Annotated in this window: 22 protein-coding genes; 14 read left to right on the forward strand and 8 right to left on the reverse strand. The window is 64.1% G+C overall.

All coding sequences use genetic code 11. From position 1 onward, the window contains the following. The first annotated feature begins 165 nt into the window (after positions 1–165). Positions 166–369: a cold-shock protein gene (locus ACTJK4_RS20910; RefSeq protein ID WP_004632415.1), complete on the forward strand. Its 204-nt coding sequence runs from the start codon at positions 166–168 to the stop codon at positions 367–369. Between the two features lie 76 nt (positions 370–445). On the opposite strand, the gene ACTJK4_RS20915 is transcribed toward ACTJK4_RS20910, so the two are convergent. Continuing rightward, positions 446–1,522, reverse strand: a complete 1,077-nt coding sequence (locus ACTJK4_RS20915; RefSeq protein ID WP_045205615.1) for a replication protein RepA — start codon at positions 1,520–1,522, stop codon at positions 446–448. A gap of 1,437 nt (positions 1,523–2,959) precedes the next feature. Between ACTJK4_RS20915 and ACTJK4_RS20920 the strand changes: the two genes are divergently transcribed. Further along, positions 2,960–4,264 (forward strand): NCS2 family permease, encoded by a 1,305-nt coding sequence (locus ACTJK4_RS20920; RefSeq protein WP_316869273.1) that lies wholly within the window; start codon positions 2,960–2,962, stop codon positions 4,262–4,264. A gap of 288 nt (positions 4,265–4,552) precedes the next feature. On the opposite strand, the gene ACTJK4_RS20925 is transcribed toward ACTJK4_RS20920, so the two are convergent. Next, positions 4,553–5,815: an integrase gene (locus ACTJK4_RS20925; RefSeq protein WP_260801111.1), complete on the reverse strand. Its 1,263-nt coding sequence runs from the start codon at positions 5,813–5,815 to the stop codon at positions 4,553–4,555. Between the two features lie 298 nt (positions 5,816–6,113). Here ACTJK4_RS20925 and ACTJK4_RS20930 point away from each other — a divergent pair, with 298 nt between their 5' ends. From ACTJK4_RS20930 to ACTJK4_RS20955, 6 genes are all read left to right on the forward strand, one after another. After that, complete coding sequence (locus ACTJK4_RS20930; protein WP_260801110.1) at positions 6,114–6,896, forward strand: DUF4397 domain-containing protein; 783 nt, start codon at positions 6,114–6,116, stop codon at positions 6,894–6,896. A 90-nt stretch (positions 6,897–6,986) separates the two neighbouring features. Further along, a complete protein-coding gene (locus ACTJK4_RS20935) occupies positions 6,987–9,404 on the forward strand; it encodes a PAS domain-containing protein (protein ID WP_440818837.1) in 2,418 nt (805 codons plus the stop codon). Between the two features lie 94 nt (positions 9,405–9,498). Next, positions 9,499–10,725 carry an AI-2E family transporter gene (locus tag ACTJK4_RS20940; protein ID WP_232038821.1) on the forward strand — a complete coding sequence of 409 codons (1,227 nt, stop codon included), beginning with the start codon at positions 9,499–9,501 and terminating at the stop codon, positions 10,723–10,725. Positions 10,726–10,950: 225 nt separating this feature from the next. Continuing rightward, positions 10,951–11,382 carry a hypothetical protein gene (locus tag ACTJK4_RS20945; RefSeq protein ID WP_440077698.1) on the forward strand — a complete coding sequence of 144 codons (432 nt, stop codon included), beginning with the start codon at positions 10,951–10,953 and terminating at the stop codon, positions 11,380–11,382. 7 nt (positions 11,383–11,389) lie between these two features. Then, a complete protein-coding gene (locus ACTJK4_RS20950) occupies positions 11,390–12,562 on the forward strand; it encodes a glycosyltransferase family 4 protein (protein ID WP_440078082.1) in 1,173 nt (390 codons plus the stop codon). Continuing rightward, on the forward strand, positions 12,540–13,076 hold the full coding sequence (locus tag ACTJK4_RS20955; protein ID WP_260801105.1) for a phosphatase PAP2 family protein: 537 nt from the start codon (positions 12,540–12,542) through the stop codon (positions 13,074–13,076). The genes ACTJK4_RS20950 and ACTJK4_RS20955 overlap by 23 nt, the downstream gene beginning before the upstream one ends. A gap of 9 nt (positions 13,077–13,085) precedes the next feature. Here the strand turns inward: ACTJK4_RS20955 and ACTJK4_RS20960 are convergent, their stop codons facing one another. The 3 genes from ACTJK4_RS20960 to ACTJK4_RS20970 are packed head-to-tail and all read right to left on the reverse strand — an operon-like array spanning position 13,086 to position 16,647. Next, the gene (locus ACTJK4_RS20960; RefSeq protein WP_316879711.1) at positions 13,086–13,880 is read right to left on the reverse strand and encodes a DUF2334 domain-containing protein; all 795 of its coding nucleotides are present in this window, start codon (positions 13,878–13,880) and stop codon (positions 13,086–13,088) included. Positions 13,881–13,901: 21 nt separating this feature from the next. Continuing rightward, positions 13,902–15,119 carry a glycosyltransferase gene (locus ACTJK4_RS20965; protein ID WP_440818838.1) on the reverse strand — a complete coding sequence of 406 codons (1,218 nt, stop codon included), beginning with the start codon at positions 15,117–15,119 and terminating at the stop codon, positions 13,902–13,904. A gap of 25 nt (positions 15,120–15,144) precedes the next feature. Beyond that, positions 15,145–16,647 carry an RNA polymerase factor sigma-54 gene (locus tag ACTJK4_RS20970; RefSeq protein WP_260801102.1) on the reverse strand — a complete coding sequence of 501 codons (1,503 nt, stop codon included), beginning with the start codon at positions 16,645–16,647 and terminating at the stop codon, positions 15,145–15,147. A 323-nt stretch (positions 16,648–16,970) separates the two neighbouring features. Between ACTJK4_RS20970 and ACTJK4_RS20975 the strand changes: the two genes are divergently transcribed. Next, on the forward strand, positions 16,971–17,378 hold the full coding sequence (locus tag ACTJK4_RS20975) for a hypothetical protein (protein WP_316879714.1): 408 nt from the start codon (positions 16,971–16,973) through the stop codon (positions 17,376–17,378). Between the two features lie 230 nt (positions 17,379–17,608). On the opposite strand, the gene ACTJK4_RS20980 is transcribed toward ACTJK4_RS20975, so the two are convergent. Then, complete coding sequence (locus ACTJK4_RS20980; protein WP_260801100.1) at positions 17,609–18,712, reverse strand: sigma-54 interaction domain-containing protein; 1,104 nt, start codon at positions 18,710–18,712, stop codon at positions 17,609–17,611. 539 nt (positions 18,713–19,251) lie between these two features. On the opposite strand from ACTJK4_RS20980, the gene ACTJK4_RS20985 reads away from it, so the two are divergent. The 4 genes from ACTJK4_RS20985 (at position 19,252) to ACTJK4_RS21000 (ending at position 22,419) form a co-directional block, all read left to right on the forward strand. Further along, complete coding sequence (locus ACTJK4_RS20985; RefSeq protein ID WP_045205627.1) at positions 19,252–20,658, forward strand: sigma-54-dependent transcriptional regulator; 1,407 nt, start codon at positions 19,252–19,254, stop codon at positions 20,656–20,658. A 90-nt stretch (positions 20,659–20,748) separates the two neighbouring features. Further along, on the forward strand, positions 20,749–20,916 hold the full coding sequence (locus ACTJK4_RS20990) for a DUF1328 domain-containing protein (protein ID WP_004632450.1): 168 nt from the start codon (positions 20,749–20,751) through the stop codon (positions 20,914–20,916). A gap of 69 nt (positions 20,917–20,985) precedes the next feature. Next, positions 20,986–21,291: a hypothetical protein gene (locus ACTJK4_RS20995; protein WP_045205628.1), complete on the forward strand. Its 306-nt coding sequence runs from the start codon at positions 20,986–20,988 to the stop codon at positions 21,289–21,291. Positions 21,292–21,411: 120 nt separating this feature from the next. Further along, on the forward strand, positions 21,412–22,419 hold the full coding sequence (locus tag ACTJK4_RS21000) for a YihY/virulence factor BrkB family protein (RefSeq protein WP_440077700.1): 1,008 nt from the start codon (positions 21,412–21,414) through the stop codon (positions 22,417–22,419). Between the two features lie 16 nt (positions 22,420–22,435). On the opposite strand, the gene ACTJK4_RS21005 is transcribed toward ACTJK4_RS21000, so the two are convergent. Together ACTJK4_RS21005 and ACTJK4_RS21010 are read right to left on the reverse strand one after the other, a co-directional pair. After that, positions 22,436–22,762 (reverse strand): hypothetical protein, encoded by a 327-nt coding sequence (locus ACTJK4_RS21005; protein ID WP_232038830.1) that lies wholly within the window; start codon positions 22,760–22,762, stop codon positions 22,436–22,438. A 137-nt stretch (positions 22,763–22,899) separates the two neighbouring features. Then, positions 22,900–23,127 carry a hypothetical protein gene (locus tag ACTJK4_RS21010; RefSeq protein ID WP_232038831.1) on the reverse strand — a complete coding sequence of 76 codons (228 nt, stop codon included), beginning with the start codon at positions 23,125–23,127 and terminating at the stop codon, positions 22,900–22,902. Positions 23,128–23,488: 361 nt separating this feature from the next. Between ACTJK4_RS21010 and ACTJK4_RS21015 the strand changes: the two genes are divergently transcribed. After that, a complete protein-coding gene (locus ACTJK4_RS21015; RefSeq protein WP_004632461.1) occupies positions 23,489–25,084 on the forward strand; it encodes a peptide chain release factor 3 in 1,596 nt (531 codons plus the stop codon). Positions 25,085–25,104 lie beyond the last annotated feature (20 nt).

Consider the following 25,104-nt stretch of genomic DNA (forward strand, 5'->3'; position numbering starts at 1 on the left):
ATTTCGCAAAAATACCGCCCATCGACACTCTGCCTCAAACTGGTTATGATGCTCGGACAGTCGTCTGAAGACTTTGTCTACGCAAGATTCGGAATCAGCCGGTTCTTCGTGCGATGTCCGGATCGGCTGGACGACGTGTTTTTTGTTTTTTAAAGGAATTTTTGCATGGCCACGGGTACTGTCAAATGGTTTAACGAAACCAAAGGCTTCGGCTTCATCACTCCGGACGGCGGCGGCGCAGATCTGTTCGCGCACTTCTCCGAAATTCAGGGTTCGGGCTTCAAGACCCTGAAGGACGGCCAGAAGGTCACCTTCGAGGTGAAGCAAGGCCCGAAGGGTCTGCAAGCCTCGGCGATCAAGCCGGAATAAATTTCAGGCTGATCGCCTGAGATGAAAAAGGGGAGCATCTGCTCCCCTTTCTTTTTGTCCAACGCTTTTGCGTGCTTCAGGCCAGCTTCCGCACGCTGGTACGCGATGGCTGCAGAATCAGCGCCTTGGATGAGTCAGCATCGACTTTCGCGTCTGGATAGACAACCAGCACGTCCTTCAGCGCCTTGCGGAACAACGCACGGAATTTCCGCTCGCTTTCGGTCTCGGTACCGAATTGCATCTGCAGCGCTTCCCAAGGGATCTCCGTACGCTTCTGGATCGTAAAGAAGCGGTATGTGAGCCACGAATACACATCCAGTGCAAACGGCGATTGCTTGAGCGCCTTCAACGCACGCATATCCACCGGCACAGGACGATTTACGAGCTCGTTGAAGAACGGTTCGGACAGCACCACGAAGCTCTCAAACATCGAGCCCTGGCCCGGCTGCATTGGATCCCACCACGTCGACAATTGATCGGCCAGCAGGTAACCGATGCGATCGATCGACAGTGGTTCCTGGTTCTGATTCTGGCTGCTGGGCGCCGACTTGTTCTGCACGATGGCAATCGTGGCAGAGAACAGGCGGATCATCTGCTGGCGCACCAGCGTCATGGTGCCCCGCTTGCCGCCGGTGGCCATTGGGATGCCCAAGTTGTACATGAACTCGGACAGCGAGTTGCCCAGCGAAATGCGCCGGTCTTCCACCGTGCCCTGGAATTCGCCGCGCTTCTTCTTGGCCATGATCTCCTTGCCGATCCAGGCCAGCATCAGCCGAGGATATGAGCCATAGGGATAGCCGAAAGAGACCGTCTCGGAGACGATGCGCTGCCGCCCATTGCTGGCCCGCTCAGAACGCTGCTGCGTGAAGTAGCCCGGCTGGATCATCAGCGAAATGTTGCCGCTGGAACGCGTCCAGACTGGCGGTGCCCCCTTTGGAGCGCGATAGGGGAGGGTGACCTGCACGCTGGCGCGGCTGAGAAAGCCAACCTCGCCGCTTTGCCAGGCGTCTTCCCGTTCCATCGCCTGTGCTTCGTCGAACAGGCGCTGAAACTTCTCCGGCGCGGCAATGACTTGCCCTCCCGAGGGGACGATGATGCGGCCGGGCGACTCGTCGGCCGGTTTCCCATTGGGTGTAAGGCGTTTGGTGACCATGGTGGGCAAGAATTGTTCAGAGCCTTTGTACTAAAACGCCTTCGCCTTGTCACGCAGAATTGGGTACGTTTTCTTATTTTCGCTCGTTGTCGCGGTAAGGGCATCGGTGGGCAACCGTTAAGGTTGTCCACGGAAGACCTTTCCTCACTACAAGCTATATATACCTTCTACGTTTACTACAGGTAAACCGTATACGCGCCCCGCAAAGCCTTGTCACAGCTGGGTTTAGAGGGGTAAACCGAACCAGATTCTGCGAACGCGCGAACCAGATTCTGCGCGATGGCGTACCCGCTTCTGCGCGAAACCGTACCCGCTTCTGCGCATTGGGCGTACCGGAATCTGCGGGGACAACATCATGTTGTCCACAGTGTTATCCACAGAAAACCGGGGTTGGGCGAGGCCGTTCGGTGCGTTTTCGCATGCGCGTACCCGTTTCTGCGGCCGATTTGACGATTTTTTAGACCGACTCACCCTGTTTGCCGTCGAAGCGTACCTGTTTCTGCGTGGATCAAGGGGATTTCGGCACATGTTGGCGTACCCAAATCTGCGCGCTTGCCGATTCCGGCGATTTCGTGGTGCTTGTTATCGTTGGTTGTTCGCTGAAAGCGAGCGCACGCTTCGCACCGCCTGCCTAGGACCCACGCGTACCCGTTTCTGCGTGGCGGCTAGAAAACAGCATATAGCTGCAGATCATCAAGCCTGCTGCCTAAGACGGATGAATCCTGAACTTTCATCGCTGAAACCTGGACGAGGGGAGACCGTTTGGCAATGTCTCGCGGCATGACGTTCCAGCGGCCGTACCTGTTTCTGCGGGTAAAAAGCCTTATTGGACAAGGGCTTGGCGAGGCGGGGTGCAGATAGGGCGTACCCGTTTCTGCGGAGGGCCGCGCAGAAATGGGTACAACCCACCCCGGGCTTCTTGCGCAGAAACGGGTTCGCTTTAGAGGGAACCTTGGGCGCGACCATGCGCAGAAACGGGTACGGCGTCGCACTTCAACGGCTCGCAGAAACAGGTACGCCTTTACCTGTCAGTACGCCCTCTGTATTCGTGGAAATTCGTACCCGTTTCTGCGCTTGTCTGCGCAGAAACGGGTACGCCCGTCGCCACGCAGGCCGCGTAGCATCGGGCTTTCGCAGAAACGGGTACGGTTTGTCGGTGAAGTCGTGTCCTGCGCTGCCTGGACGATAGGGCTCGCCAGGCGATGTGCACACGCCCGGCGTTTCGGGCATCATGCGCATCCCGCGCACCGGGCTGGCACTTGGCCGGCGCGTTTTCCATCATTCGATTCGCATGAACGGCATTTCGTACGCGCCGCCTTGGGGCGCCGGAATCTTGCTAAGAGTAGCCTCGCCCCATGGTGGGCGTGCATCGGGGGAGCCAGGCGCAGGACGGCGTCGGCCAGCCATGACACTTCACAACAAGAGGAGACAACCTGAATGACCTGGCTCGCGCGCACCTTCAAGCTCGAGGAACACCAGACCGACGTCCGCACGGAAGTGCTTGCCGGGCTGACGACGTTCCTCACCATGGCGTACATCATCTTCGTCAACCCGAACATCCTGGCTGACGCAGGCATGCCGCACGACGCGGTGTTTGTTGCCACCTGCATTGCCGCGGCAATCGGCACCGTCATCATGGGGATGTACGCGAACTACCCGATCGCGATGGCGCCGGGCATGGGCCTGAACGCCTACTTTGCGTACGCGGTGGTCAAGGGCATGGGCTTTACGTGGCAGGCGGCACTGGGCGCGGTGTTCATTTCCGGCTGCCTGTTCCTGCTCGTGAGCGTGTTCCGCATCCGCGAGATGATCGTCAACGGGATTCCGCATTCGATTCGCGTGGCGATCACGGCGGGTATCGGGCTGTTCCTGGGCATCGTGTCGCTGCGGGGCGCGGGGCTGATCGTCGGGAATCCGGCGACGCTCGTGACGCTGGGCGATGTGCACCAGCCTTCCGTCATCCTGGCAGTGATCGGCTTCTTCGTGATCGTGGCGCTGGACCACCTGCGCGTGAAGGGCGCCATCCTGATCGGCATTCTGGCCGTGACAGCAGCGAGCTTCTTCTTTGCCGGCAATACCTTCCACGGTGTGGTGTCGATGCCGCCGTCGCTCGCGCCCACGCTGATGCAACTCGACATCATGGGTGCGCTATCGGTCGGCATCCTGAACGTGGTGCTGGTGTTCTTCCTGGTGGAGCTGTTTGACGCGACCGGCACGCTGATGGGCGTGGCCAACCGCGCGGGCCTGCTCAAGCAGGGCAAGATGGACCGCCTGAACAAGGCGCTCCTGGCCGACAGCACGGCCATCATGGCGGGCTCCCTGCTGGGCACGTCGTCGACCACCGCCTATATCGAAAGCGCTTCGGGTGTGCAGGCCGGTGGCCGGACAGGGCTGACCGCGCTGACGGTGGCGGTGCTGTTCCTGCTATGCCTGTTCTTCTCGCCGCTGGCTGGCGTGGTGCCGGCTTACGCGACGGCGCCCGCGCTGCTGTATGTGTCGTGCCTGATGTTGCGCGAACTGGTGGATCTGAACTGGGAAGACACCACCGAAGCCGTGCCGGCCGTGCTGACAGCGCTGATGATGCCGTTCACGTATTCCATCGCCAACGGCGTCGCGTTCGGCTTCATCACGTACTCGGGGCTGAAGCTGTTCACGGGCCGCATGCGCGAAGTGCCGATCATCGTGTGGATCATCGCGGCGGTGTTCCTGTTCCGCTTCTTCTATCTGTCGGGCGGGCATTGAGCGCCAGGGTCTTCAAGCAACACACAATGAGCGCGGACTCTCGGGTCCGCGTTTTTATTGGAGCATTTGAGTCAAAGCGTACCCGTTTCTGCGTGCAATTTCGGGGCCGAGCGTACCCGTTTCTGCGTGCCGCCGTCGACAATTTGGCGGCGAAGCGTACCCAATTCTGCGGACGAGGTAAGCGACAACTGTCGCGCAAATCGCACCGACAATTGATTTCGACAATGCGTGAATACGGCATCTGCGCAGACGGCGCGTACCCGTTTCTGCGCGATGTGTGGAGGACTGTCAGGCGGACGGCAGGGCCAGTTTGCGCGCAGCGTCAGCAATGCTGGCGGCCAGATCGGCTTCGCGCGCACGCACGGAAGCACTCGGCAGGGCGGTAAGACCGAGCGCATGGGCGATGTCGGCGGCGGCTTCGCCAGCGGCAAGCCGCTCGCGCAAGTGAGCCCCGCGCACGCCGCGCAACGAGGCATTCGCCAGGCGTACTGCCGCGTCGGCGTGGCCCAGGCCACGAGCGTACTCAGCCGCTTCACCGAGCATGGCCTTGACGATGAGCAGCAGTTGCGAACGCGAGGCGATGCCCTTGCGCTCGCCGAAGTCGCGGCGCAGGGCGGGGGAGTCGATGATGGTGCCGTCTGCGCGTCGTGGCGATCGCTTGCGCACCGACAGCAGCAGCGGCGTAGCTTCATTCGGCAACGGCAGCGGCGACAGGCCAAAGGCTGTGCGGTACTCGCGCAGCGCAGACATCAACGCATCGCATGGCAGCCAGCGCTGCGAGCGGCCTGTGCCGATCGCCAGCAGCCAGACCGACGCGGGCAAGAGTGCGTCGGATGTCGCGTGGCCGGTCGGCACGGCGTGCAGCGCCACGTCGCCCATGCGGGCGGACACCAGCTCCGATACACGTATCCCCGCCTGTGCGAGCAGCACGGCGAGGAAGTGATCGCGCGCTTGGCGCAAGCGCGCTTCACGGCCCAAGGCGACACGCGCACGCACGGCATCGATCATCAATGCCATGTCGGATGCGCTCAGTGCCGAGTCCGATTCGGATGCCCCGACGGATTTGGGTGCAGGCGCGCTTGGCGCCGGCACGGTAATGACGATCGCATCGTCATCGAGAAATGGATTCGCGCGCAGATAACCCGTGCGCTGCAGCCAGCCGCAGAGATTCGCCGCGATGACGCTGCTCTGCCGAGTGGAACGTGCCGAGAGCGGGCCGCGCAGCGGCGTCCAGTTGGCATCGTCGCGTTCGATGCCGCGCGAACTGATCGCCCATGCAGGCGGTTCTTGCAAAAAGCGCAAATAGGCCGACGCGTCGTCGCGCTGCCAGCTTGCGATCGGCTTACCGAATGTGCGCGCGTACCAGCACACGCGCTCCGCTTCTACGCGGTACTGCGAGAGCGTGGAAGCACTCACCGCACGGGCGCCAGAAGCGCGCGCAGCGAGCCACGCCTGCACGCGTTCGCGCTCTTGCGCGAAAGCCTGCAGATCGGCCTGGGAAGCGGCGTTATCGGGAAGGGGCACGGCATCAGCCGGGCGCGGTTCGAGCATGCGAAGCGTGTGTGGGGCACGAAGACAAAACAGATCGCGCAAGTATAGCGATCCGCATTCACGCCCAGGCCGCGAGACCTGATTGGAGTGGTCATTCAACTGCGATGGGCACGCGCCGTGCTCAATGCGGGAACGTCGCTTCGTATGTCGGACGCATCCGACAAAACGATCGGAACCGGTTCGATAGGTGCGCGGAATGTGCGCGTTTATCTTCGGCTCCACAAGTTGACAACAACGGACATGGGCGTGCGATGGTTGCGGCCCGATTCATGAAAAGACTCTCCCTCCGAGGTGCAAGATGAAGATACAGATCAGGAAGATCGTCGCCGTGCTGGCGCTGGGTTCGTTGGGCGTGCTTGCCGGATGCGGCGGCGGTGACGACGACATCGGGCAGATCATCGGCACCAGTTCGCCGCAATACCGCACGGTGCACGCCAACCCGTTTATCGGCAACGTTGACTTTGGGGTGAACGGCACCACGAAGATCACCAATGTCGGCTTCAAGAACGTCAGCAACTATTTCGGCATCGACGCGACGGCCAGCACGGGCACGGTGTCGAACACGGGCAGCAGCACGCCGCTGGCCTCGACCGGCTTCACGCCCGCAAACGGCCACCGCTATACGGCGCTGGCCATCGTGGCCGCCAACGGTTCGGCGACGAGCCTGGCACTGATCGATGATCCGTACAACAAGTCGATCCTGTCGGACAAGGCGCGCGTGCGCACCTTCAACGCTTCGTACAACGCCCCCAACGTCGACGTGTACGTGACCGCGCCGAATGTGGATCTTTCCGCCATTGCGCCGACGATGAGCGGTGCTGCGTATGGCGGCGCTGCGCCGGCCAGCACGCAGGATTCGATCTACGTCGATGGCGGCACGTACCAGGTGCGCGTGGCGACGGCGGGAACGAAAAACATCATCTTCACCTCGCAACCGTTCAGCCTGGCCAACAACGCCGACTGGCTGATCACCACGCTGCCGGCAGGGGGTGTTGGCGCAGTGACACCGAACGCGATTCGTGTGCTGGTGGCACAGGCTAACGGCGCTTCGCAGACGGCCTCTGAATTGCCCTCGCAGTAACGTCGTTCCACGCCCTATGATGCGGTGCTGCGGCACCGCATTTTTTTGGGCGGCGCCTGCCGGGAATGAAAACTGCTAACGAAGGGCGCAATGAGTGAATCCGTAACGGGCTGGTCGGCACCCGTGCGCGCAGCGCGCGAGACGCGTGCTGCACTGGCCGCCAGGAAGCAGGTTGATGTGTTCTGGGTAGACGATCCGTTGACGGGTACGCGTCTGCACGTGAGCGCCGGGGCGCAGACGTGGGGCGTGCAGCCCGATTCGTTGTGCGGTATCCGCGACCGCTGGCTCGTCCATGTGCATCCGGATGACCATATGGCCCTGCGTGCCGCCTGGGAGGGTTTGGCGCGGGGGCAGGAGTTCGTCCTCGAATACCGCTGGCTCGGCCCCGACGACGGGCAAACGCGCGAATACCGCGTTCGGGAACGCGGCTACCTCATGCCAAGCCTCGACGGTGCATCCGCCCATGCCGTCGGCGTGGTCGAAGACGTGACGCAGGGCCAGCAGACCCTGGCGGTGCTCGCCGAGTCGGAATTCCAGCTGCAATGGCTGACCGAAAGCGTGCCGTTTCCGCTCGTGCAGATCGACCCCGAGCACCGCGTGCGCTTTGCAAACCGCGCCTATGCAGAGCGCTTTGGCGCTCGGCACGAAGACGTGCTGGGGCGCCATCTGCGCGAACTGATGGGCGAGGCTGCGTATGCGCGCGTCCTGCCATACCTGAGCGATGCATTCGCTGGGCAGCGCGTCGAATTTGAAATGGAGCTGTCGTACCCGGCCGATGTTGGCCGCCGCTTCGTGCATGCCGCGTATTCGCCGCAGCATGGTCCGGACGGCAGCGTGCAGGCGCTCGTTTGCGTGGTGGAAGACATCACCGAGCGCAAGGAGGCCGAGCACGAGCGCTTTCGCCATCAGCGCGAGTTCGTCACGCTGGTCGAGAACGCGCCCGACGTGATTGCGCGGCTCGATCGCGAACTGCGCTGCGTGTATGTCAACCGCGCCGTCACCGAAGCCTTTGGTGTGACGCCTGCCGGGCTGATCGGAAAGACGTTGGCTGCATCGCCCCTTTCCGCCGAGGTCACGTGCCCGCTGGAGGACGCCGCGCGCCGCGCCTTCGCCTTGGGCGCTGAACAGACGCTTGCATTGCATCTGGACGCGCGGGACGGACGCCCGCGCATTGCGCACTACAACGCGCGTGTCATTCCGGAAGCCGACCGGAATGGTGCGATGGAATCGGCGCTGCTCATCATTTACGACGTGACCGAACGTACTGAGGCCGAGCGCGAGCGGGATGCCTTGTTGTTGCGTGAACAAGCCGCGCGTGCACAAGCGGAGGCCGCAGCGCTGGCGCGGGATCAGTTCCTGGCGGTGGTGTCGCACGAACTGCGCTCGCCGCTCAATGGCATCCAGAACTGGGCGTATGTGCTGGAGAGCCAGATCGCAGGCGGTGCGCCGCTCATGCAGCGCGCGCTCGCCGGTATCAAGACCGGCGTCGAGCAGCAGGTGCGCTTGATCGAAGACCTGCTGGACGCCACGCGCGTGATGAGCGGCAAGCTGCGCCTGACACGCGAGCCATTCGTGCTGCGCGCGGCGCTGGAGAGCGCGCTCAACAGCGTGCACACGCTGGCAGCCGAACGCCACATCACCCTGCACACCACCATCGAACTGAACGATCACGAGATTGACGGCGATGCCGATCGGGTCGAGCAGATTGTGTGGAACCTGCTGACCAACGCCATCAAGTTCACGCAGGAAGGTGGCGAGGTCTGGCTGTCAGCCGATCTGCTGGGCGAGGTGGCGCGCATTGTCGTGCGCGATAACGGCCGCGGGATTGCGCCGGCGTTCCTGCCGTACCTGTTTGATCCATTTCGCCAGGCTGACGGCGCGCACACGCGGCGCACGGGCGGCCTCGGACTGGGTCTGGCGTTGGTCAAGCGCCTGACCGAACTGCATGGCGGACGCGTTTATGCGCGCAGTGAGGGTGAACAGCAAGGCACCACCTTCACCGTATATCTGCCGCTGCATGCTGGCGCCGATCTGATCACGCCGCTGGCTGACGACCCCGATCGCACCGGGCCATTGCCCTCACTGGCGGGCCTGCGCGTGCTGCTGGTCGACGATCAGCACGATGCCCGCGACGCGCTGGCCACACTGCTCACGCAAGTCGGTGCGGAAGTCGGCAGCGTGGGCTCCGGCCACGAAACGATGGCGCTGCTCGACGCCTGGAGCGCGCGGGGCGAAGCAGGCCGCCCGCAGGCGGTGGTGTGCGACATCGCGCTGCCCGATGAAGACGGCTACGCGATCCTGCAGAGAATTCGAGCGTGGGAACACGAGCATCTGCCGGCAGGTACTGCGCCGATGGCCGCCATTGCGCTGACTGCATTTGCACAGCCGCACGATCGTGCGCAGGCGTTGGCCACGGGTTTTCAGGAACACCTGATCAAGCCCGTGTCGCCGTACGATTTGGTGCGCACGTTGCGCATGCTTGCCATGCCTGCTTCCACGCCTTCATAGGCGCACCAAGGCACAACTTTTGCGCAGAGAACGGTGAACCACTTTCTCTGCCATGCCAGCTGAACTCACACCGCCTCCCCCGCAGCCGGAACCCTTGCACGGCAGCCTTCTCGACGGGCTGCGGCAGCCGGCTTGGCGCGTGGCGATGGTGCTGGTGGCCATTGGTGGCACCCTGGTATTTCTGCAATGGGCACGGGCGTTTCTGGTGCCGTTCACCCTTGGCGTGGTGCTCGCGTTTGCGCTGAACCCGGTGGTCGTGTGGCTGCGGCGTTGCTATGTGCCGCGCCCTATTGCAGCGGCCATCGTGGTGCTCGGTCTGTGGATTGCCGGTGCAGTGCTGGTTTTCGGAATGCAAGACGGCGTCTCTGCCATGGCGGCCCGGCTGCCGTTGGCCGCGGAGCGCATGGCAGAAGCCGTCGATGGTATGCGCGGGCACATGGGCGGCGCATTCGACAAGATGCGCGAGGTGACCGTCGCGCTCGAGCACGCCGCCGAAGGCGTGCAGGGCAAGCCTGCACCGGTGCCTGCCAAGCGCTCGCCTGCAGCTGCTGCACCTGCTGATCAGGCGGCCGCACAGCCCGTCCTGCCTTTGCGCGAGTTCCTGTGGACGGGCTCAGCCAACCTCTTCGCGCTGGCGGGCCAACTCGTCGTGGTCTCGTTTCTCGTCTACTTCCTGCTTGCGTCTGGCCAGGCGCTCAAGCGCAAATGGGTGCGCGCGGTGGGCAACACGCTGAGCGAGAAAAAGCGCGCGGTGCGCATGATGGCGGTCATCGGCACGCAGATCCAGTATTCGCTACTGGTGCTGTTTGCCACCAACATTGTGCTGGGGGTACTGACCACCGTTGCCTTTGTGCTGCTCGGGATGGAAGACGCGGCGGTCTGGGGGCTCGCGACCGCCGTGCTCCATTTCGTGCCGTATCTGGGTTCGGTGGTGATTGCCGTGGCCAGCGGCATTGGCGCATACCTGCAGATGGGCGCGTGGTCAGATGCGCTTGTCGTGGCAGGCGTCACGCTGCTGCTGGCCACGCTGGTCGGCACGCTGCTCGTGACGTGGCTGCAGAGCCGGGCGTCCAAGCTCGATCCGTGCGTGGTCTACATCGGCCTGCTGCTGTGGGGCTGGCTGTGGGGCCTATGGGGCTTGCTGCTGGGGACGTCGATCACGGCGATGATCAAGGTGGTATGTGATCACGTCGATCGGCTGCGCCCGCTTGGTACGCTGCTCGGCACCACCGATGCGCCCGCCGGCGTGTCGCAGCGGTTGCTGGACCGACTGCGCGGCCGCCCGACACGTCGCTCGGAGCGCGTGCGGCTTCTCCGCTGATTGCACAAGCGTCACCTTGCGCAGCAAGCGTTACAAGCGTGCATGTAACGCTTACGCAACGATCACGTCTCGACGCCAGCGCATGCATCGGCAGGTTGTATCGTTGACGTCGCGTTGTTGTGCAGTAGTGGTGCGGGTCTTGTCGATTGCACGTGGTATGCGTGCGCTGTGGGCACGTCGGTTGCGGTGCGCAAGGCAATCAGATCACGTCCGCAGGAGGGCGCCATGAACCGACTACGCCCCACCTTACGTGGCCCGCATCAGCGCAGCGAACGGCCGGCAGGTACGACACCGCCGCGTGCGCCAGGGGCGGGCCGAAACGCTGAAAACATCGACAAGATGCTCGGCAAGCCCGAGCAAGGCAAGCCGCAGTCGGGCTCGGAAGAGCGGCTCCCGCACGAGCGCGACCAGCAACTTGAAGAGCAACGTTCCGCCCCGCGCAGCGATGTCGAGCAGGCCGCGCGCGACATCGAAAGCGGCCAGCTCGACACCGATCTGCACAACACCCCGGGCGTAGAACGCGTCGTGCGAGAACGCCATGCGGCCAACCGCAACGACAGCGATCGCCAAGTCGCCAACCGCAGCGCAGACGACCTTGCTGACAAGCGGGGCCAGGCAGGCGGCCCTTCGCGCAGCCGCGACGAGCACAATGGTTGATCGGCCTATGCGCATTGCCTATGTGACCGAAACCTGGCCGCCGGAACTCAACGGCGTGTCGCTCACTGCCGCGCGCACCGTGGGATTTTTGCAGGCGCGCGGGCATGACGTGATGGTCGTGCGCCCGCGCCAGGGCGCCATCGACGCCGGCCAGCCTGCGTTGGCGGACGACACGTTGCGTGTTCCTGGCGTGCCGATTCCCCTGTATCCGGATTTGCGCATGGGCTTGCCCGCACGGCGGCGCCTGCTTCGCGCGTGGGGCGTCTATCGACCCGACCTGGTGCATGTCGCCACGGAAGGGCCGCTGGGCTGGTCGGCCATTCGGGCTGCGCGGCAACTTGGCGCGCCCGTGACTTCGGATTTCAGAACGCGCTTTGACGAGTACGGCCGCCACTACGCGTGGGATGGTGCCGTAACGCTGGTGCGCGCCTATCTGCGCACGTTTCACAATCGCACCGATCGCACCTTTGTTCCCACGCGCGAACTGCAGCGGCAGTTAAGCGACCTCGATTTTGAGCGCCTGACCGTCAGTACGCGGGGCGTGGACGCACACAGGTTCACGCCGCAAGACCGCAGTCACGCATTGCGTGCGCAATGGGGCGCCAGTGCCGACACACCGGTCGTGCTCACGGTGGGGCGTCTTGCGTTGGAAAAGAACCTGGGTGTCGCGCTGGATGCATTTGATGCCGTGCGTGAGCGCGTGCCCGAGGCCCGCCTCGTCATGGTGGGCGACGGTCCACAACGCAACGCACTGCGCCGTCGTTGCCCCGATGCCATCTTTGCAGGCACGCAGCACGGCGAGGCATTGGCCGCGCACTATGCATCGGCGGACGTGTTTCTCTTCCCAAGCGTGACCGAGACCTTCGGCAACGTGGTGGTCGAGGCCATGGCCAGCGGCTTGCCCGTGGTGGCGTTCGATACTGCCGCGGCCGGCATGCACGTGCGCAGCCACGAGAACGGCTGGCTTGCGCCTGTCGGCGATGCCGCGTTGTTCACGCAGGCGGCCGTCGCACTCGCCACCAATGCCGGTTTGCGGCAGCGCCTGGGCCAAGCGGCGCGGTTGACTGCGCAGGCGCTGGATTGGCCGCGCGTGCTCGAGCGCTTTGAAGCCGCGCTCATCGCCGTGCACGACGCTGCCACCAGCGGGGAGGCCTACCATGGCGACCCACGCCTGGCCTGACTGGAAGCGCTGGCGCGAGCGCGATCGGCAGCTCGCCGTGGCGCTCAACCACGTGGCGGGCGATGCGTCGGCCATGCGCTTCTATCGTGGAGTCAGTCGCCTTGGCGACGGCATGCTTTGGTATGCGTTGATGGCGGCGTTGCCCGTGGTGGGCGGTGACACCGGCTGGGAATGCGCCAAGCAGATGGGCCTGACGGGGCTGCTCTCGCTGGTCATCTACATCCTGCTCAAGCGCGGCGTGTGCCGGCCTCGGCCCTACCTCTCATGCGAAGAGATCCACCTGTGCGGGCGCGTGCTCGACCAGTTCAGCTTTCCATCGGGCCACACGCTGCATGCGGTGTCGTTCAGCATCGTGATGGCGGCGTATTACCCGCGCATGGCACTGGCGCTCGTGCCGTTCACGCTCACGGTCGCCGTCTCTCGCGTCGTGCTTGGTCTGCACTATCCGAGCGACGTGCTGGCGGGTGCAGGCCTTGGAATGTTGATCGGCGGATTGTCGGTGTGGTTGTTCTAGCGCCCGCGCTCAATACGATGTTTGTGCGTGCCCGGCGACGGCGGTTTCCGGGCCGCCCATCCACGCCTGGGCCAGCACCTGCGCAAAGCCGTTCTTCGTGACGGGCGTGCGCGTCTCCAGGCACGCGGCGAGCAGCTCTTGCCAATGGCGAATGACGTCCGGATGCGCCGCGTCTGCCGGATGCAGGCCAAGACGCACCAGTGGTGCCTCTGCGTGTTGCTGCGCCAGCCAGCGCAGGTAATACCGCGACACCAGCCGGCGCGCCGGCGAACGCACGCTGTATGTCAGACACGGCGCCTTCAGCGGGCGCCGGGGGTGCAGCAAAAAGAAACGCTGCAGCGTGGTCGTATAGCGCAGCGGCAGTCCGTCGAGCGCCTCCCAGGTGGCGGGGTTCATCAGCCACGCCGGGGCGACGAAGCCATGTAGCGGCCAACCGTTGGCGGCAAACCATGCGGCGCCGGCTTCAATGCGCGCACGCGCCGCTGCCAGCGGGATCGCAGAGAATTCGCCTTCGCCGGCGGTATAGCGCGTGCGGATCAATTGGTCGATCACGCCGCCGGGGGGCTGGTCGTCCAGGTGCGCATAGCCGTGCAGGACAAGCTCATCGCCCTCGGCCAGGCATTCGCTCATGACGCGGCAGAAGCGCTCGCTGCTGCGTGCGGTGGGGCCGCGATAAAAGTTCGGAATGACCAGCAGAGACTTTGGTACGCGCGCCACCTCATCCAACGCAGAGAGCAACACCTTGCACGCAGGCCAGGTGGCCGGCGTGACATCGTGCATGGCAAGAATGAGATGGCGCGACATGATGAACAGGATCGGTCGGGGCTACCGGCCGCGCGATGCACGCACGCGCTCGCGAGCCGGTTGTGGGGTGGTGGTTTCCGCAGTGGTGCCGGTTTGTCGGCCCAGCAGCATCAGATAGCGTTGCATCAGTTGCGGCAGCACGGCCCGCCAGTCGTATCGCATGGCGTGGCGTCGCGCCGCGTGCGCCAGTTCCACCGGATCGCGTTGGCGCAGCGCCTGAAGCGCCTGGGCGAAATCGTCGGCGCGGCAACGCGGCACGGCATAGCCCACGCGCTCGTTCACCAGCTCGCTCAAGCCGCCGGCCGCGCAGGTGACGACCGGGACGCCGCTGGCCATCGCTTCCAGCGCGACGAGGCCAAAGGTTTCCTGATCGCCCGCGTGCACAAACGCATCGGCACTCGCCATGGCCGCGGCCAGGTGCTGCGGATCGCCTTCATAAGCGAGCGCGCGCACGTATTTGCCACGTGGCGGTGTCGGACCCGAACCGATGGTGACGAGCACGCTGCCGTCGTCGAGCTTGTCCACTGCATCACACAGCACGTGCAGATTTTTCTCGGGTGCATAGCGGCCGACGTACAGCAGTACGCGTGCATCGCGCGGCAGGTCAAGCTGTTCGCGCCAACGCAGCGAGCGCCGCGCTGGGTGGAACAGGCGCGTGTCCACGCCCAACGGTTGCAGTTCAATGCGTTGGACGCCCAGGTCAGCCACCTTTTGCGCGATGTAGCGGCTGGGCACGAACACCGTATCGAAGTGCGGATACAGCTTGCGGGCGTACGCCGCTGCGGCCAGCTCTGCGGGCGGTCCGCCCAGTCGGCGGAAGAACGCAGGCAGATCGGAGTGATAGAAGGCCGCTACCGGCACCTGCAGTTGCGCGCCGGCCTGCACCGCCGCCCACGACAGCCGATAAGGATCGCCGGCTTCAATCAGGTCCGGCGACAGCGCACACAGCGCCCGCATGGCCGGCCCGGTCCGCAACGGAATGCGATAACCATGCGACAGGGGCAGCGGCACGCCTGGTACCACGGCGATCTCGTTGCTTGCGTCGTCAGCTGTGCCGGGCACGACCAGCGTGTGCCGCCAGTGCGTGGAGCGCAGGAAGTCGTGCTTGGCGCGCAGGTAGCGTTTGACGCCACCGCTTTCCGCCGCCCAGAACATCGTCACGTCGGCCAGATGCAATGACGCGGTCATCGCATCGTCGACGCGGTGCGGCGAGTCGTGATCGGTGGGAAGCTTGCGCACGGGGCTCCTGTCGGTGGCGGGCGCGTCAGACCTGGCGCCGCATTTCGGCCGGCGCAATGCGCATCAGCCCGCGATACTTGGCCACGGTGCGGCGCGCAACGATCACGCCCTGCTCGGCCAGCATCTTGGCGAGCGACACATCGGAGAGCGGCGCGTCCGAATCTTCGGCTTCGATCATCTCCTTGAGCAACGCCCGCACCGACGCGGCCGAGCATGCGCCGCCGGTGTCGGTGGCCAGTTGGCGCGAGAAGAAGTACTTGAACTCGAAGATGCCGCGCGGCGTGGCCATGTACTTGTTGCCCGTGGCGCGCGAGATGGTCGATTCGTGCAGTCCCAGCTCTTCAGCCACGTCACGCAGCACCAGCGGCTTCATGGCCACCTCCCCGTATTCCAGGAAGTGCTTCTGGTGCGCGACGATCGCCTCGGCCACGCGCTGGATCGTGGCAAAGCGTTGTTGCGCATTGCGGATCAGCCAGCGTGCTTCCTGCAGTTGGTGCGCCAGCGGCGTGCGATTGTGGCCCCGTGTCTGAGCAAACAGCTCTGCGTAGACCTTGTTGACGCGCGCGCACGGCGCCACCGCCGGGTTCGTCAGGGCAACCCACTTGCCCTTGATCTTGGTGACGATCACGTCCGGCACGATGTAGCCCGCATGGGCCTGCGAAAAGCGCAGCCCCGGGCGCGGGTCCAGCATGCGGATCAGTGCGCAGGCGTCGCGCAACTCCTCTTCGGTACAGGCGAGCGCGCGACGCATCTGCGTGAATTCGCGCTTGGCCAATCGGGGCAGGTGGCTGCGCACGATGTCTTGCGCGATCTCCTGGATGCGTTCTTCGGCTTCGGTGTCGGCGGGGCGGGCTTCGATCTGCAGGCGCAGACACTCCGCCAGATCACGCGCAGCCACGCCCGGCGGGTCCAGGCTCTGCACGAGCGCCAGCGCAATCTGCATCTCCTTTTCGGTGGGCGGCGGCTCCACCGGCGCGAGCGGAATCAGCTCGGAGAGCAACTGGCGCAGGTAACCGTCGTCGTCCAGCGCTTCAATCAGCGTCTGTGCGAGGAGGCAGTCGCGCTCAGACAGGCGATAGCTGCGCAACTCCTGATGCAGATGTTCGCGCAAGCTCGGCGTGGAGTGGACCCATTCGCCGATGTCGCTGTCTTCACCGTCGCCATGGTGGGCGCCGCCGTGGCTGTAGTAGGTGCTGAAGTCGGTCGGGAAATCTTCCGATGCGGCCAGCGTCGCGTCGGTTTCAATGGCGCTGGTGGTGGTCTCCAGCGGGGCATCGTCTGCAGGCGTGTGGTCGGCCGCGGCGCCGTCGAGATCGGGCGCAATGGCAATGTCGCCGGTGCGTGCCGCATCGGGCTGCGCCCCCGCTTCTTGCTCGACCTCTTCCAGGAACGGATTGCTTGCGAGCGCTTCTTGCATTTCCTGCGCAAATTCGGTTGCAGACAACTGCAGCAGCTTGACGGATTGCTGCAGTCGCGGCGTGAGCGCGAGATGCTGCTTCGCACGCATTTCCAGAGCGGCCTTGACCATTCGCCTTGCCTCCTTTGGTGAGTGGGCGTCGACATTTCCGTCGACCGGTCACCGCATCGATGCAAAGGGTATGCCATGTCAACAAAGCCAGTCGCCACAAGGCTTTACGGACGGCTGGCACGCCGTTTCTACATGGTCATGTCGTTTTTATATGCGCATTGTTGCCGGCACATGACAGCACTGGAGGTGGTTGCAGAGTGGGCCGGCAGACGCAGAGCCGTGGCAACGCAGGTACATGCGTTGCTGCGCTGGAGGGCGGGAGACGCGCCGCAGTGCGCTTCCATCTGCCTTCTTACCGCACATCACATCCCAGGAGAAACCACATGCGAACACGTTTCCTGACCGCTGCCCTCGCCAGCGCCATCTTCGGGCTTGGCATCGGCACGGCCGTCGCCCAGACGACGACCGCACCGGTCGACAACCAGGAATCCAGCAACCCCACCAAGGCGACGGGCAAGCGCACCGATCCGCCGTCTTCGACTGCCGATCGCACGGCCAATACAGCGATGCCCGGCAACGACGCGGCCCCCGCCGCGGGTAGTGGCAGTGACACCAGCAAGCCGATGCACAAGAAGCATCGCCATCACAAGAAATCGAAATCGAATTCGACCGTGCCGGGCGGTACCAACAGCGCGGGCGACATGTCGCACTCGGGCGTGCAGGCCGGAGGCAATGAGGCCGCAACGACCACAGGGAATTCCTACCCCGGTAGCTCGAAGCAAGGTCAGTAACGTTGAAAGGGAAGGCTCGCCATGCCGATAACACTCACCACCGCCGTCCGCACGGGCCCGCGCGCCCGCGCGGAGACCGAACCCACTCCGCGCCGGCCGACGCCGGAACCGCAGGAGCGCCGTCGCCACGAGCATCCAGGCGAACGCGCGCACGCGCATCCGCGCTAGAACGTCAGCGCGGATGCGGCGGGTGCGTCAGAGCGGGGGCGTTTGAGCTTGAAAGCGCGCGGTCAAGCCGCCATGGCGGCGGCCGCGGTGCTTTGGTAGAGGTCGAGGCGGTTGTACAGCGTCTTCAGGCTGACACCGAGCGTCTTGGCGGCTTGGCGCTTGTCGCCATGAAAATGCTCCAGCGTGGCCAGGATCATTGCGCGCTGCGCATCGGCCAGCGTCACGCCTACGGACAGGCTGAGCACACCTTCCTTGACGGTCGGACGCGCGGGGCCGCGTGCGGGCGCCAGTGGCGCAGCCAGTTCGACGGTTTTCTCGCCGAGGATGTAGCCGCGTTGCACAGCGTTGCGCAACTCACGCACATTGCCAGGCCAAGGCTGGCCACGCAGCGACGCCAGAGCTTGGCGGGAAAACACCTTGTCGGTCTGGTGCGCAGCGTTGAACTGGGCAAGGAAGTGCAAGGCCAGCTCTTCGATATCGTCTTCGCGATCGCGCAGCGGCGGTACCTGCAGCGGCACCACGGCCAAGCGATACATCAGATCTTCGCGAAAGGCACCTTCACTCACCGCTTCCAGCAGGTTGCGGTTGGTGGCCGCGATGATGCGCGCACGCGTCTGGATCGGCTCGGTGCCGCCCACCCGCATGAACACGCCGGTCTCCAGCACGCGCAGCAGCTTGACCTGCATCTCGACCGGCATCTCGGTAATTTCATCGAGGAAGATCGTGCCGCCGCAGGCATGTTCGAAATAGCCGATATGACGTTGGGCCGCGCCAGTAAAGCTGCCCTTCTCGTGGCCGAACAATTCCGACTCGATCAGGTTGGGCGAGATGGCGCCGCAGTTCACCGCAATAAAGGCCTGGTCTGCGCGCGGGCTCATGTCGTGCACCGTGCGCGCGATCAATTCCTTGCCCGTACCCGATTCGCCCATGATGAGCACCGTGGCCAGCGTACCTGACACCTTCCCAATCTGGTCGTACAGCGCGCGCATCACCGACGAGCGGCCGTACAGGTGGCCGAAATCCGGCTCGGCAATCGGTTGGGCGGGGGATGCTTCGGCGTCCGACGGCACGCGCTCGGTGTCGTCAAAGTCGGCCAGGGCAGGGGGATAGCTCAGGCGCCCAACGGTCACTGCACGTTCGTCGGCGAAGGCTTCGCTCAAGGACATGGCTCCCTCGTGGTTGGTTGCGACGGGGACGTCCTGGCGAGCGGCTGCATCGTCAGCGATGCAGTCTTCGGAAGGCAGGGTACGTCGTCATCCCGTCACATTGTGTTGAAAAGTTGAGCCATTATCAGGTCCGCCCAAGCGCGTTGTATGTCGGGCATGCGCTGACGTTTCTTCCATCCTGTCGGCCAAACGCTGACAAGAAACGGGCCTGAGACGCAGATGCCGCGCGGGTTTCACATTTCAAAGCGGCGTAAGGTATCCATTTCAGCCCGCAGGTGGCGAAGCGCCGACCATCTCAACTATGCTGACTCGTGCGTGATACCAACGGCTCGCCGTGGTGTGATGCATTCGTTCCATTTCTTGCATGCGTGCGTGTAAAAATTACCGACGCCAACATTGCCAACGCGGGTTTTCGCACGCCATCGCCGAGGTTGTATTGGATGGAATACTTTTTGCACATGCCGCCGGTTCTGCCGCCCAGCGCACCGTTGCGCCATGCATGATTGCCGGCACATACCGGTTCATCCAACCAAATCGAGATGCCACATATCCTGATTGTCGAAGACGATGCCAACGCACGTGCCGCTCTAGGTGAGCTGGTGGGCGCCGAAGGCTTCACCACCGCGCTGGCCGGGTCGCTGCGCGATGCGCGCATTCAGATGTCGCGTCACAGCCCCGATGCCGTGCTGATCGATCTTGTCCTGCCCGACGGCAATGGCATGGACCTGATGGAAGACATCGCGCCGCACTCCGGCACCGAGATCATCGTCATGACGGGCCACGCCAGTGTGGAAACCGCCGTCGAGGCGCTGCGCATGGGCGCGGCCGACTACCTGGTCAAGCCCGTCAATTTCCAGCGCTTGAAATCCGTACTGGCGCGCATCCCGCGCCCCGGCGATCTGAAAGCCGAAATCGGCAACCTGCGCGGCGAGCTGCGCCGCCTGGGCCTCTTCGGCCAGATGCTCGGCAATTCCACGGTGATGCAGACGCTGTATGACCAGGTCAGCCGCGTGGCGCCCACCGAGGCGACCGTGCTGTTGATTGGCGAGTCGGGCACCGGCAAGGAACTGGCCGCGCAGACCATCCACGACCTCAGCCTGCGTCGCAAGCAGCCGTTCCTGCCGGTCAACTGCGGCGCCATTTCGCCCAACCTGATCGAGTCGGAAATGTTCGGCCACGAGCGCGGCAGCTTTACCGGCGCAGACCGTCAGCACAAAGGCTATTTCGAGCGCGCGAACGGCGGCACGCTGTTCCTCGATGAAATTACCGAGATGCCGATCGAGCTGCAGGTGAAACTGCTGCGTGTGCTGGAAACCGGCGTGTTCATGCGCGTGGGCACCAATCGCGAAATCGACTCCGACGTGCGCGTGATTGCCGCCACCAACCGCGACCCCGAAGAGGCCGTGGCCGATGGCAAGCTGCGCGCCGACTTGTATCACCGCCTGAACGTGTTTCCGTTGCAATTGCCGCCGCTGCGCGAGCGCGGCAAGGATGTCGAGCTGCTGGCCCAGCATTTCCTGGATCAGCTCAACGCGCAGAGCAATACCAAGAAGGCATTCCTGCCGCCGGCCATGGACACGCTGCGCGGTTATCACTGGCCGGGCAACGTGCGCGAACTGCGCAATTACGTGCAACGCGCGTACATCCTGTCGGACGACGCCGGCATCGATACGGCCAACGTGCCGCTGCAGGTGTCGAGCACGCAGGTTTCGTCCGGTTCCACGCTGACGATTTCGGTCGGCACCTCACTGGCGAGCGCCGACAAGAAGATCATCCTCGCCACGCTGGAACAGTGCGGCGGCGTGAAAAAGCGCGCGGCTGAACTGCTCGGTATCAGCCTCAAGACGCTCTACAACCGGCTGGAGGAATACGGCAACAGCAACGCCGACGACGGCGGCGACGGCAACAGCGCGGGCTCCGGCCGCGCGCATGCCACCGAGGCATAACCCGACATCCTGGCGCGGTACGCGGCTTGCTGAACCAGTGGGGTATCCGCCCCATGGCGGCAAGCTCACTCAACTGCACAGGAGGTCACCATGCTGCGTTATGCAGTCGTCTTTTTCATCATCGCCCTGATTGCGGCCGTGCTCGGGTTTGGCGGCATCGCTGCCGGCGCAGCGAGCATTGCCAAGATTCTCTTCATGATTTTCGTGGTGCTGTTTGTGGTCAGCCTCATCTGGGGTCTGGTCGCGGGCAGAGGATGACGCCGGGATGAAGCGTACAGCTTTCAACCCGGCTCTCACGATGCCATGCAACTCCAGGAGCACCGACTGATGGAACCGTCTCAAACCAATCCTTTTCCCAAATCCGATGCCAATGGCAACCTCATCCGCGGCGACGTGGCGCAAGCCGCCGAGCGTGTGAAGGCGACCACCGCACAGGCCATCGACCGCACTGCCGACGCTGCGGCCACCGCACTTGACGAGGCCGCGGCCAAGCGCGATCAGTGGCGCGCCTCGCAGCAGCGCTTGATGAGCGACGCGGCGGACTGCATGCGTTCGCATCCGCTTGCGACGATCGGCCTGGCGTTCGGCGCAGGCTTTCTGATCAGCCGGTTGCTGGGCAGCGGTAACGACTGAGGGCGTCAGCCCTCAAGACTCCTCGCAGCCACGGTCGCGCTTGCGCGCGTGCCGTGCGCTGACTAGGCTCAAGGTCGAGGCCGGCACAGCGCTGGCCGCGTCGCTTTGCAAGGATCCCCCATGCGCCTGGCTGCCTTCTTCGACCGCGACCTGCTCAAGCGCTCTGCCCAAGTGCTGATGGGGGCGCTGCGGCAGTGGTCTGCGCACCGCGCTGCGAGCAAGGGCGCGGCGTTGTCGTTCTACACGTTGTTCTCGATGGCACCGGTGCTGGTGCTGGTCATTTCCATTGCCGGCTTGTTTTTTGGCGAACAGGCGGCGCGTGGCGAAATCTTCGGGCAGATCCAGGGGCTGGTGGGCGCGCAGGGTGCCTCTGCGGTGGAGGCCGTGCTCGCAGCCACGCGGCGCTCGGGCAGTGGCCTCTTCGCGGCGGTCACGGCCGTCGCGCTATTGCTGGTGGGCGCCACGACGGCCTTCTCCGAACTCAAGGACAGCCTGGATGAACTCTGGGAGGTGCCGCCGCGCCAACAGGCAGGGCTCTGGGGCTTGTTGCGTTCGCGCCTGCTGTCGTTCAGCCTGATCCTCGTGCTGGCGTTTCTGCTGCTGGTGTCGCTCACCATCAATGCGGCCCTGGCCGTGGTGGAGCGCTTTTGGGGCGCGTTGTGGGCGGGTTCCACTTCGGGCATTGCGTTGCTGGTGGCGCAGGTGCTGTCGTCGGCGTTCTCGTTTGCCGTCGTTGCGCTGCTGTTCGGCACCATTTTCAAAATGCTGCCCGAAACGCGCGTGGCTTGGCGCGACGTAGCCCTGGGCGCCGTCGTCACGGCGCTGCTCTTCACCCTGGGCAAACACCTCATCGGCCTGTATCTCGGCAACAGCGCTGTGGCGTGGTCTTACGGGGCAGCGGGTTCGGTGGTGGCGCTGATGCTGTGGATCTATTACTCCGCCCAGATCTTCTTCTTTGGGGCGCTGGTCACGCGGCAATACGCGCTGCGATTCGGCAGCCGCCAGTACGAAGCGTCAGGCCAGACCGGCGCGGCCGCGCAGGCGGCCTTGCTCAACCCAACGCTGGCGGCAAATCTGTCCAGTGGCGGGACGGGGGCAACCCGAACCCCCGCGCGCAACAGCGGCTAAGCCCTGAGACGCCAACTCAATCCCGCGTCAACTGCTCCAGCAGCATTCCGGCCACGAACGCCAAGCCGATCGTAATGACCGGATGCTGGCGCACGGAGCCGCTCGCCTGTTCCGAGACATTCGCGTGCAGGTTCTTCAACTGTTCGGTGCGTTTGTCGAATTGCGTGAGCGCCGTGGAAAGAACGCTCGCCAGCCGGTCGATGCCTTCTGCCGTGGCATCTTTGACGCGCTGCGCGGTGTGATCGATCTGCGGATGCAGCGTGGTGATGGTCGCACCGTTGGCGCCATGTGTGCCGTTGGTGCCATTGCTGCTGGTGGGCGGCTTGGGGGTCAGTTCGGTCATGTCGGCCTCCTGAGCTGAGTCATGTCAGCCAATCACAAGCAACCGCCATGCCCCCTCTCATGCGACCCCGCGGCCGTATGACGCCCAAAAGAAAAGGGCCACGACTGTGGCCCTCGACACGGTGAGGAACTGCGCGGCTAGCCGACCGTCACCACGGTCTTGCGCACGGCCCAGATTTCAGCTTGCAGGGCCAGTGCGGCGAGTGCCTGCAGGCTGTCCTGCGGCAGGGCTTTGATCCGTTTGCGGCGATTGGCGGCACGCTGCTGACGCGCCGCGCGCACGCTTTGTTCGTCGAGTTGCCACGCCTTGCGGGTGGTCTCGATGATGCGTTGCACTGCCGGATCGACAGGGGTTCGACTACGCACGATGTTGGACTCCTTGCTTCTTTGCTTCTTTCGACGTCGCGGCGTACCCAAAGGCGGGTTTCGCGACGGCCTCCACAATACGGGAGCTTCATGACAACTTCGATAACATCGACTCCGAAAGGGTTGTCAGCGCATTCCCACAACGGGTTGGTCTCCTCCGTCCGGGGGACGGTTCCTAGGGGGTTTCCCCTGTTTGCCGCTCGGATCAGTCGATCTTAAGCAAGGGCGCCGATCGCGTACAATCTCGGCTGCCCCGGATTGACAACTCCGTTCGGGCAGTCCATCGGCCGCCGGGATGACCCCGCCAGCCAGCGCCCACGCCATGGGCGCATTCATCACTTCTCCCTTTCGGTTTTTGCCCGTGAGTACGCTGCAGCAGGAGATCCGGCGCCGCCGGACGTTCGCCATCATTGCCCACCCGGATGCGGGTAAAACCACGCTGACCGAGAAACTGCTGTGGTTCGGCGGCGCCATCCAGATGGCCGGCGCCGTGCGCGCGCGCAAGGCCAACCGCCACGCCACCTCCGACTGGATGGAGATGGAAAAGCAGCGCGGTATCTCGGTGACGTCGTCGGTGATGCAGTTCCCGTACCGGAACGAGGGCGGCGACTACATCGTCAACCTGCTCGACACCCCGGGCCACGAAGACTTCTCGGAAGACACGTACCGCACGCTCACGGCCGTCGACTCCGCCGTGATGGTGATCGACTCCGTCAACGGTGTGGAAGCGCAGACCATCAAGCTGCTCAACGTCTGCCGCCTGCGCAGCACGCCCATCCTCACGTTCATCAACAAGCTCGACCGCGAAGGCCGCGCGCCCATCGAATTGCTCGATGAAATCGAAAGCGTGCTGCAGATCCAGTGCGCGCCGATGACGTGGCCGATCGGCATGGGCAAGTCGTTCAAGGGCGTGTATCACCTCGTGAACGATACGGTCCAGCTGTTCGATCCGAATGCCGACAGCGAGAAGGGCGCCACCGCCGGCCTGATTCAAGGCCTGGACAACCCGGAGCTGGATCGCGTGCTGGGCTCGCAGGCCGAAGAACTGCGCATCGATATCGAACTCGTGCGCGGCGCATCGCATACGTTCGACAAAGAGGCGTTCCTGGCCGGCAAGCAGTGCCCGGTGTACTTCGGCTCGGCGGTGAACAACTTCGGTGTGCAGTCGTTGCTGGATGCGCTGGTCGACCAGTCGCCCGAGCCACTGGCGCGCCCCACCGAGACGCGCGAAGTCAAGCCGATGGAAGAGAAGTTCACCGGCTTCGTCTTCAAGATCCAGGCCAACATGGACCCGAAGCACCGTGACCGCATCGCCTTTGTGCGTGTGTGCTCGGGCCGCTTCGAGCGCGGCATGAAGCTGCTGCAGGTGTCGACGGGCAAGACGGTCGCCATCAACAACGCCATCACGTTCATGGCGCAGGACCGCAACACCACGGAAGAGGCGTTCGCCGGCGACATCATCGGCGTGCCCAACCACGGCACGATCCGGCTGGGCGATGCATTCACGGAAGGCGAGGCGCTCAAGTTCACGGGCATCCCGTCGTTTGCGCCGGAGTTCTTCCGTCGCGCGCGTCTGAACAACCCGCTGCGCCTCAAACAGTTGCAGAAGGGTTTGCAGCAACTGGCCGAAGAAGGCGCCACGCAGATGTTCCGCCCGCTGGCCTCGAACGACCTCGTGTTGGGCGCCGTCGGTATCCTGCAGTTCGATGTGGTTGCGCACCGCCTGGAGCACGAGTACGGCGTCGATGCCATCTTCGAACCGCATGAGTGTTCCACGGCCCGCTGGCTGCGCGGCAAGCAGGAAGATATCGACAAGCTGATCGACAAGGCCGGCCACAACGTGGCGCTGGACGGTGCGGGCGACTACGTGTACCTGGCGCCGAGCCAAGTGAACCTGCGGCTGACGCAGGAGCGGTTTCCGGACATCCAGTTCATGGAAACGCGGGAAATCGTTTAAGCGGCGAGGGGCAAAAGGAA

The sequence above is a fragment of the Ralstonia sp. 22111 genome, from assembly GCF_052045895.1.
Classification (GTDB): domain Bacteria; phylum Pseudomonadota; class Gammaproteobacteria; order Burkholderiales; family Burkholderiaceae; genus Ralstonia; species Ralstonia wenshanensis.

Excerpts from the sequence above, each read along its gene's own strand:
- ACTJK4_RS20910 (WP_004632415.1), top strand. The coding sequence starts at position 166 with ATGGCCACGGGTACTGTCAAATGGTTTAACGAAACCAAAGGCTTCGGC.
- ACTJK4_RS20915 (WP_045205615.1), bottom strand. The coding sequence starts at position 1,522 with ATGGTCACCAAACGCCTTACACCCAATGGGAAACCGGCCGACGAGTCG.
- ACTJK4_RS20920 (WP_316869273.1), top strand. The coding sequence starts at position 2,960 with ATGACCTGGCTCGCGCGCACCTTCAAGCTCGAGGAACACCAGACCGAC.
- ACTJK4_RS20925 (WP_260801111.1), bottom strand. The coding sequence starts at position 5,815 with ATGCTCGAACCGCGCCCGGCTGATGCCGTGCCCCTTCCCGATAACGCC.
- ACTJK4_RS20930 (WP_260801110.1), top strand. The coding sequence starts at position 6,114 with ATGAAGATACAGATCAGGAAGATCGTCGCCGTGCTGGCGCTGGGTTCG.
- ACTJK4_RS20935 (WP_440818837.1), top strand. The coding sequence starts at position 6,987 with ATGAGTGAATCCGTAACGGGCTGGTCGGCACCCGTGCGCGCAGCGCGC.
- ACTJK4_RS20945 (WP_440077698.1), top strand. The coding sequence starts at position 10,951 with ATGAACCGACTACGCCCCACCTTACGTGGCCCGCATCAGCGCAGCGAA.
- ACTJK4_RS20950 (WP_440078082.1), top strand. The coding sequence starts at position 11,390 with ATGCGCATTGCCTATGTGACCGAAACCTGGCCGCCGGAACTCAACGGC.
- ACTJK4_RS20955 (WP_260801105.1), top strand. The coding sequence starts at position 12,540 with ATGGCGACCCACGCCTGGCCTGACTGGAAGCGCTGGCGCGAGCGCGAT.
- ACTJK4_RS20960 (WP_316879711.1), bottom strand. The coding sequence starts at position 13,880 with ATGTCGCGCCATCTCATTCTTGCCATGCACGATGTCACGCCGGCCACC.
- ACTJK4_RS20970 (WP_260801102.1), bottom strand. The coding sequence starts at position 16,647 with ATGGTCAAGGCCGCTCTGGAAATGCGTGCGAAGCAGCATCTCGCGCTC.
- ACTJK4_RS20975 (WP_316879714.1), top strand. The coding sequence starts at position 16,971 with ATGCGAACACGTTTCCTGACCGCTGCCCTCGCCAGCGCCATCTTCGGG.
- ACTJK4_RS20980 (WP_260801100.1), bottom strand. The coding sequence starts at position 18,712 with ATGTCCTTGAGCGAAGCCTTCGCCGACGAACGTGCAGTGACCGTTGGG.
- ACTJK4_RS20985 (WP_045205627.1), top strand. The coding sequence starts at position 19,252 with ATGCCACATATCCTGATTGTCGAAGACGATGCCAACGCACGTGCCGCT.
- ACTJK4_RS20990 (WP_004632450.1), top strand. The coding sequence starts at position 20,749 with ATGCTGCGTTATGCAGTCGTCTTTTTCATCATCGCCCTGATTGCGGCC.
- ACTJK4_RS20995 (WP_045205628.1), top strand. The coding sequence starts at position 20,986 with ATGGAACCGTCTCAAACCAATCCTTTTCCCAAATCCGATGCCAATGGC.
- ACTJK4_RS21000 (WP_440077700.1), top strand. The coding sequence starts at position 21,412 with ATGCGCCTGGCTGCCTTCTTCGACCGCGACCTGCTCAAGCGCTCTGCC.
- ACTJK4_RS21005 (WP_232038830.1), bottom strand. The coding sequence starts at position 22,762 with ATGACCGAACTGACCCCCAAGCCGCCCACCAGCAGCAATGGCACCAAC.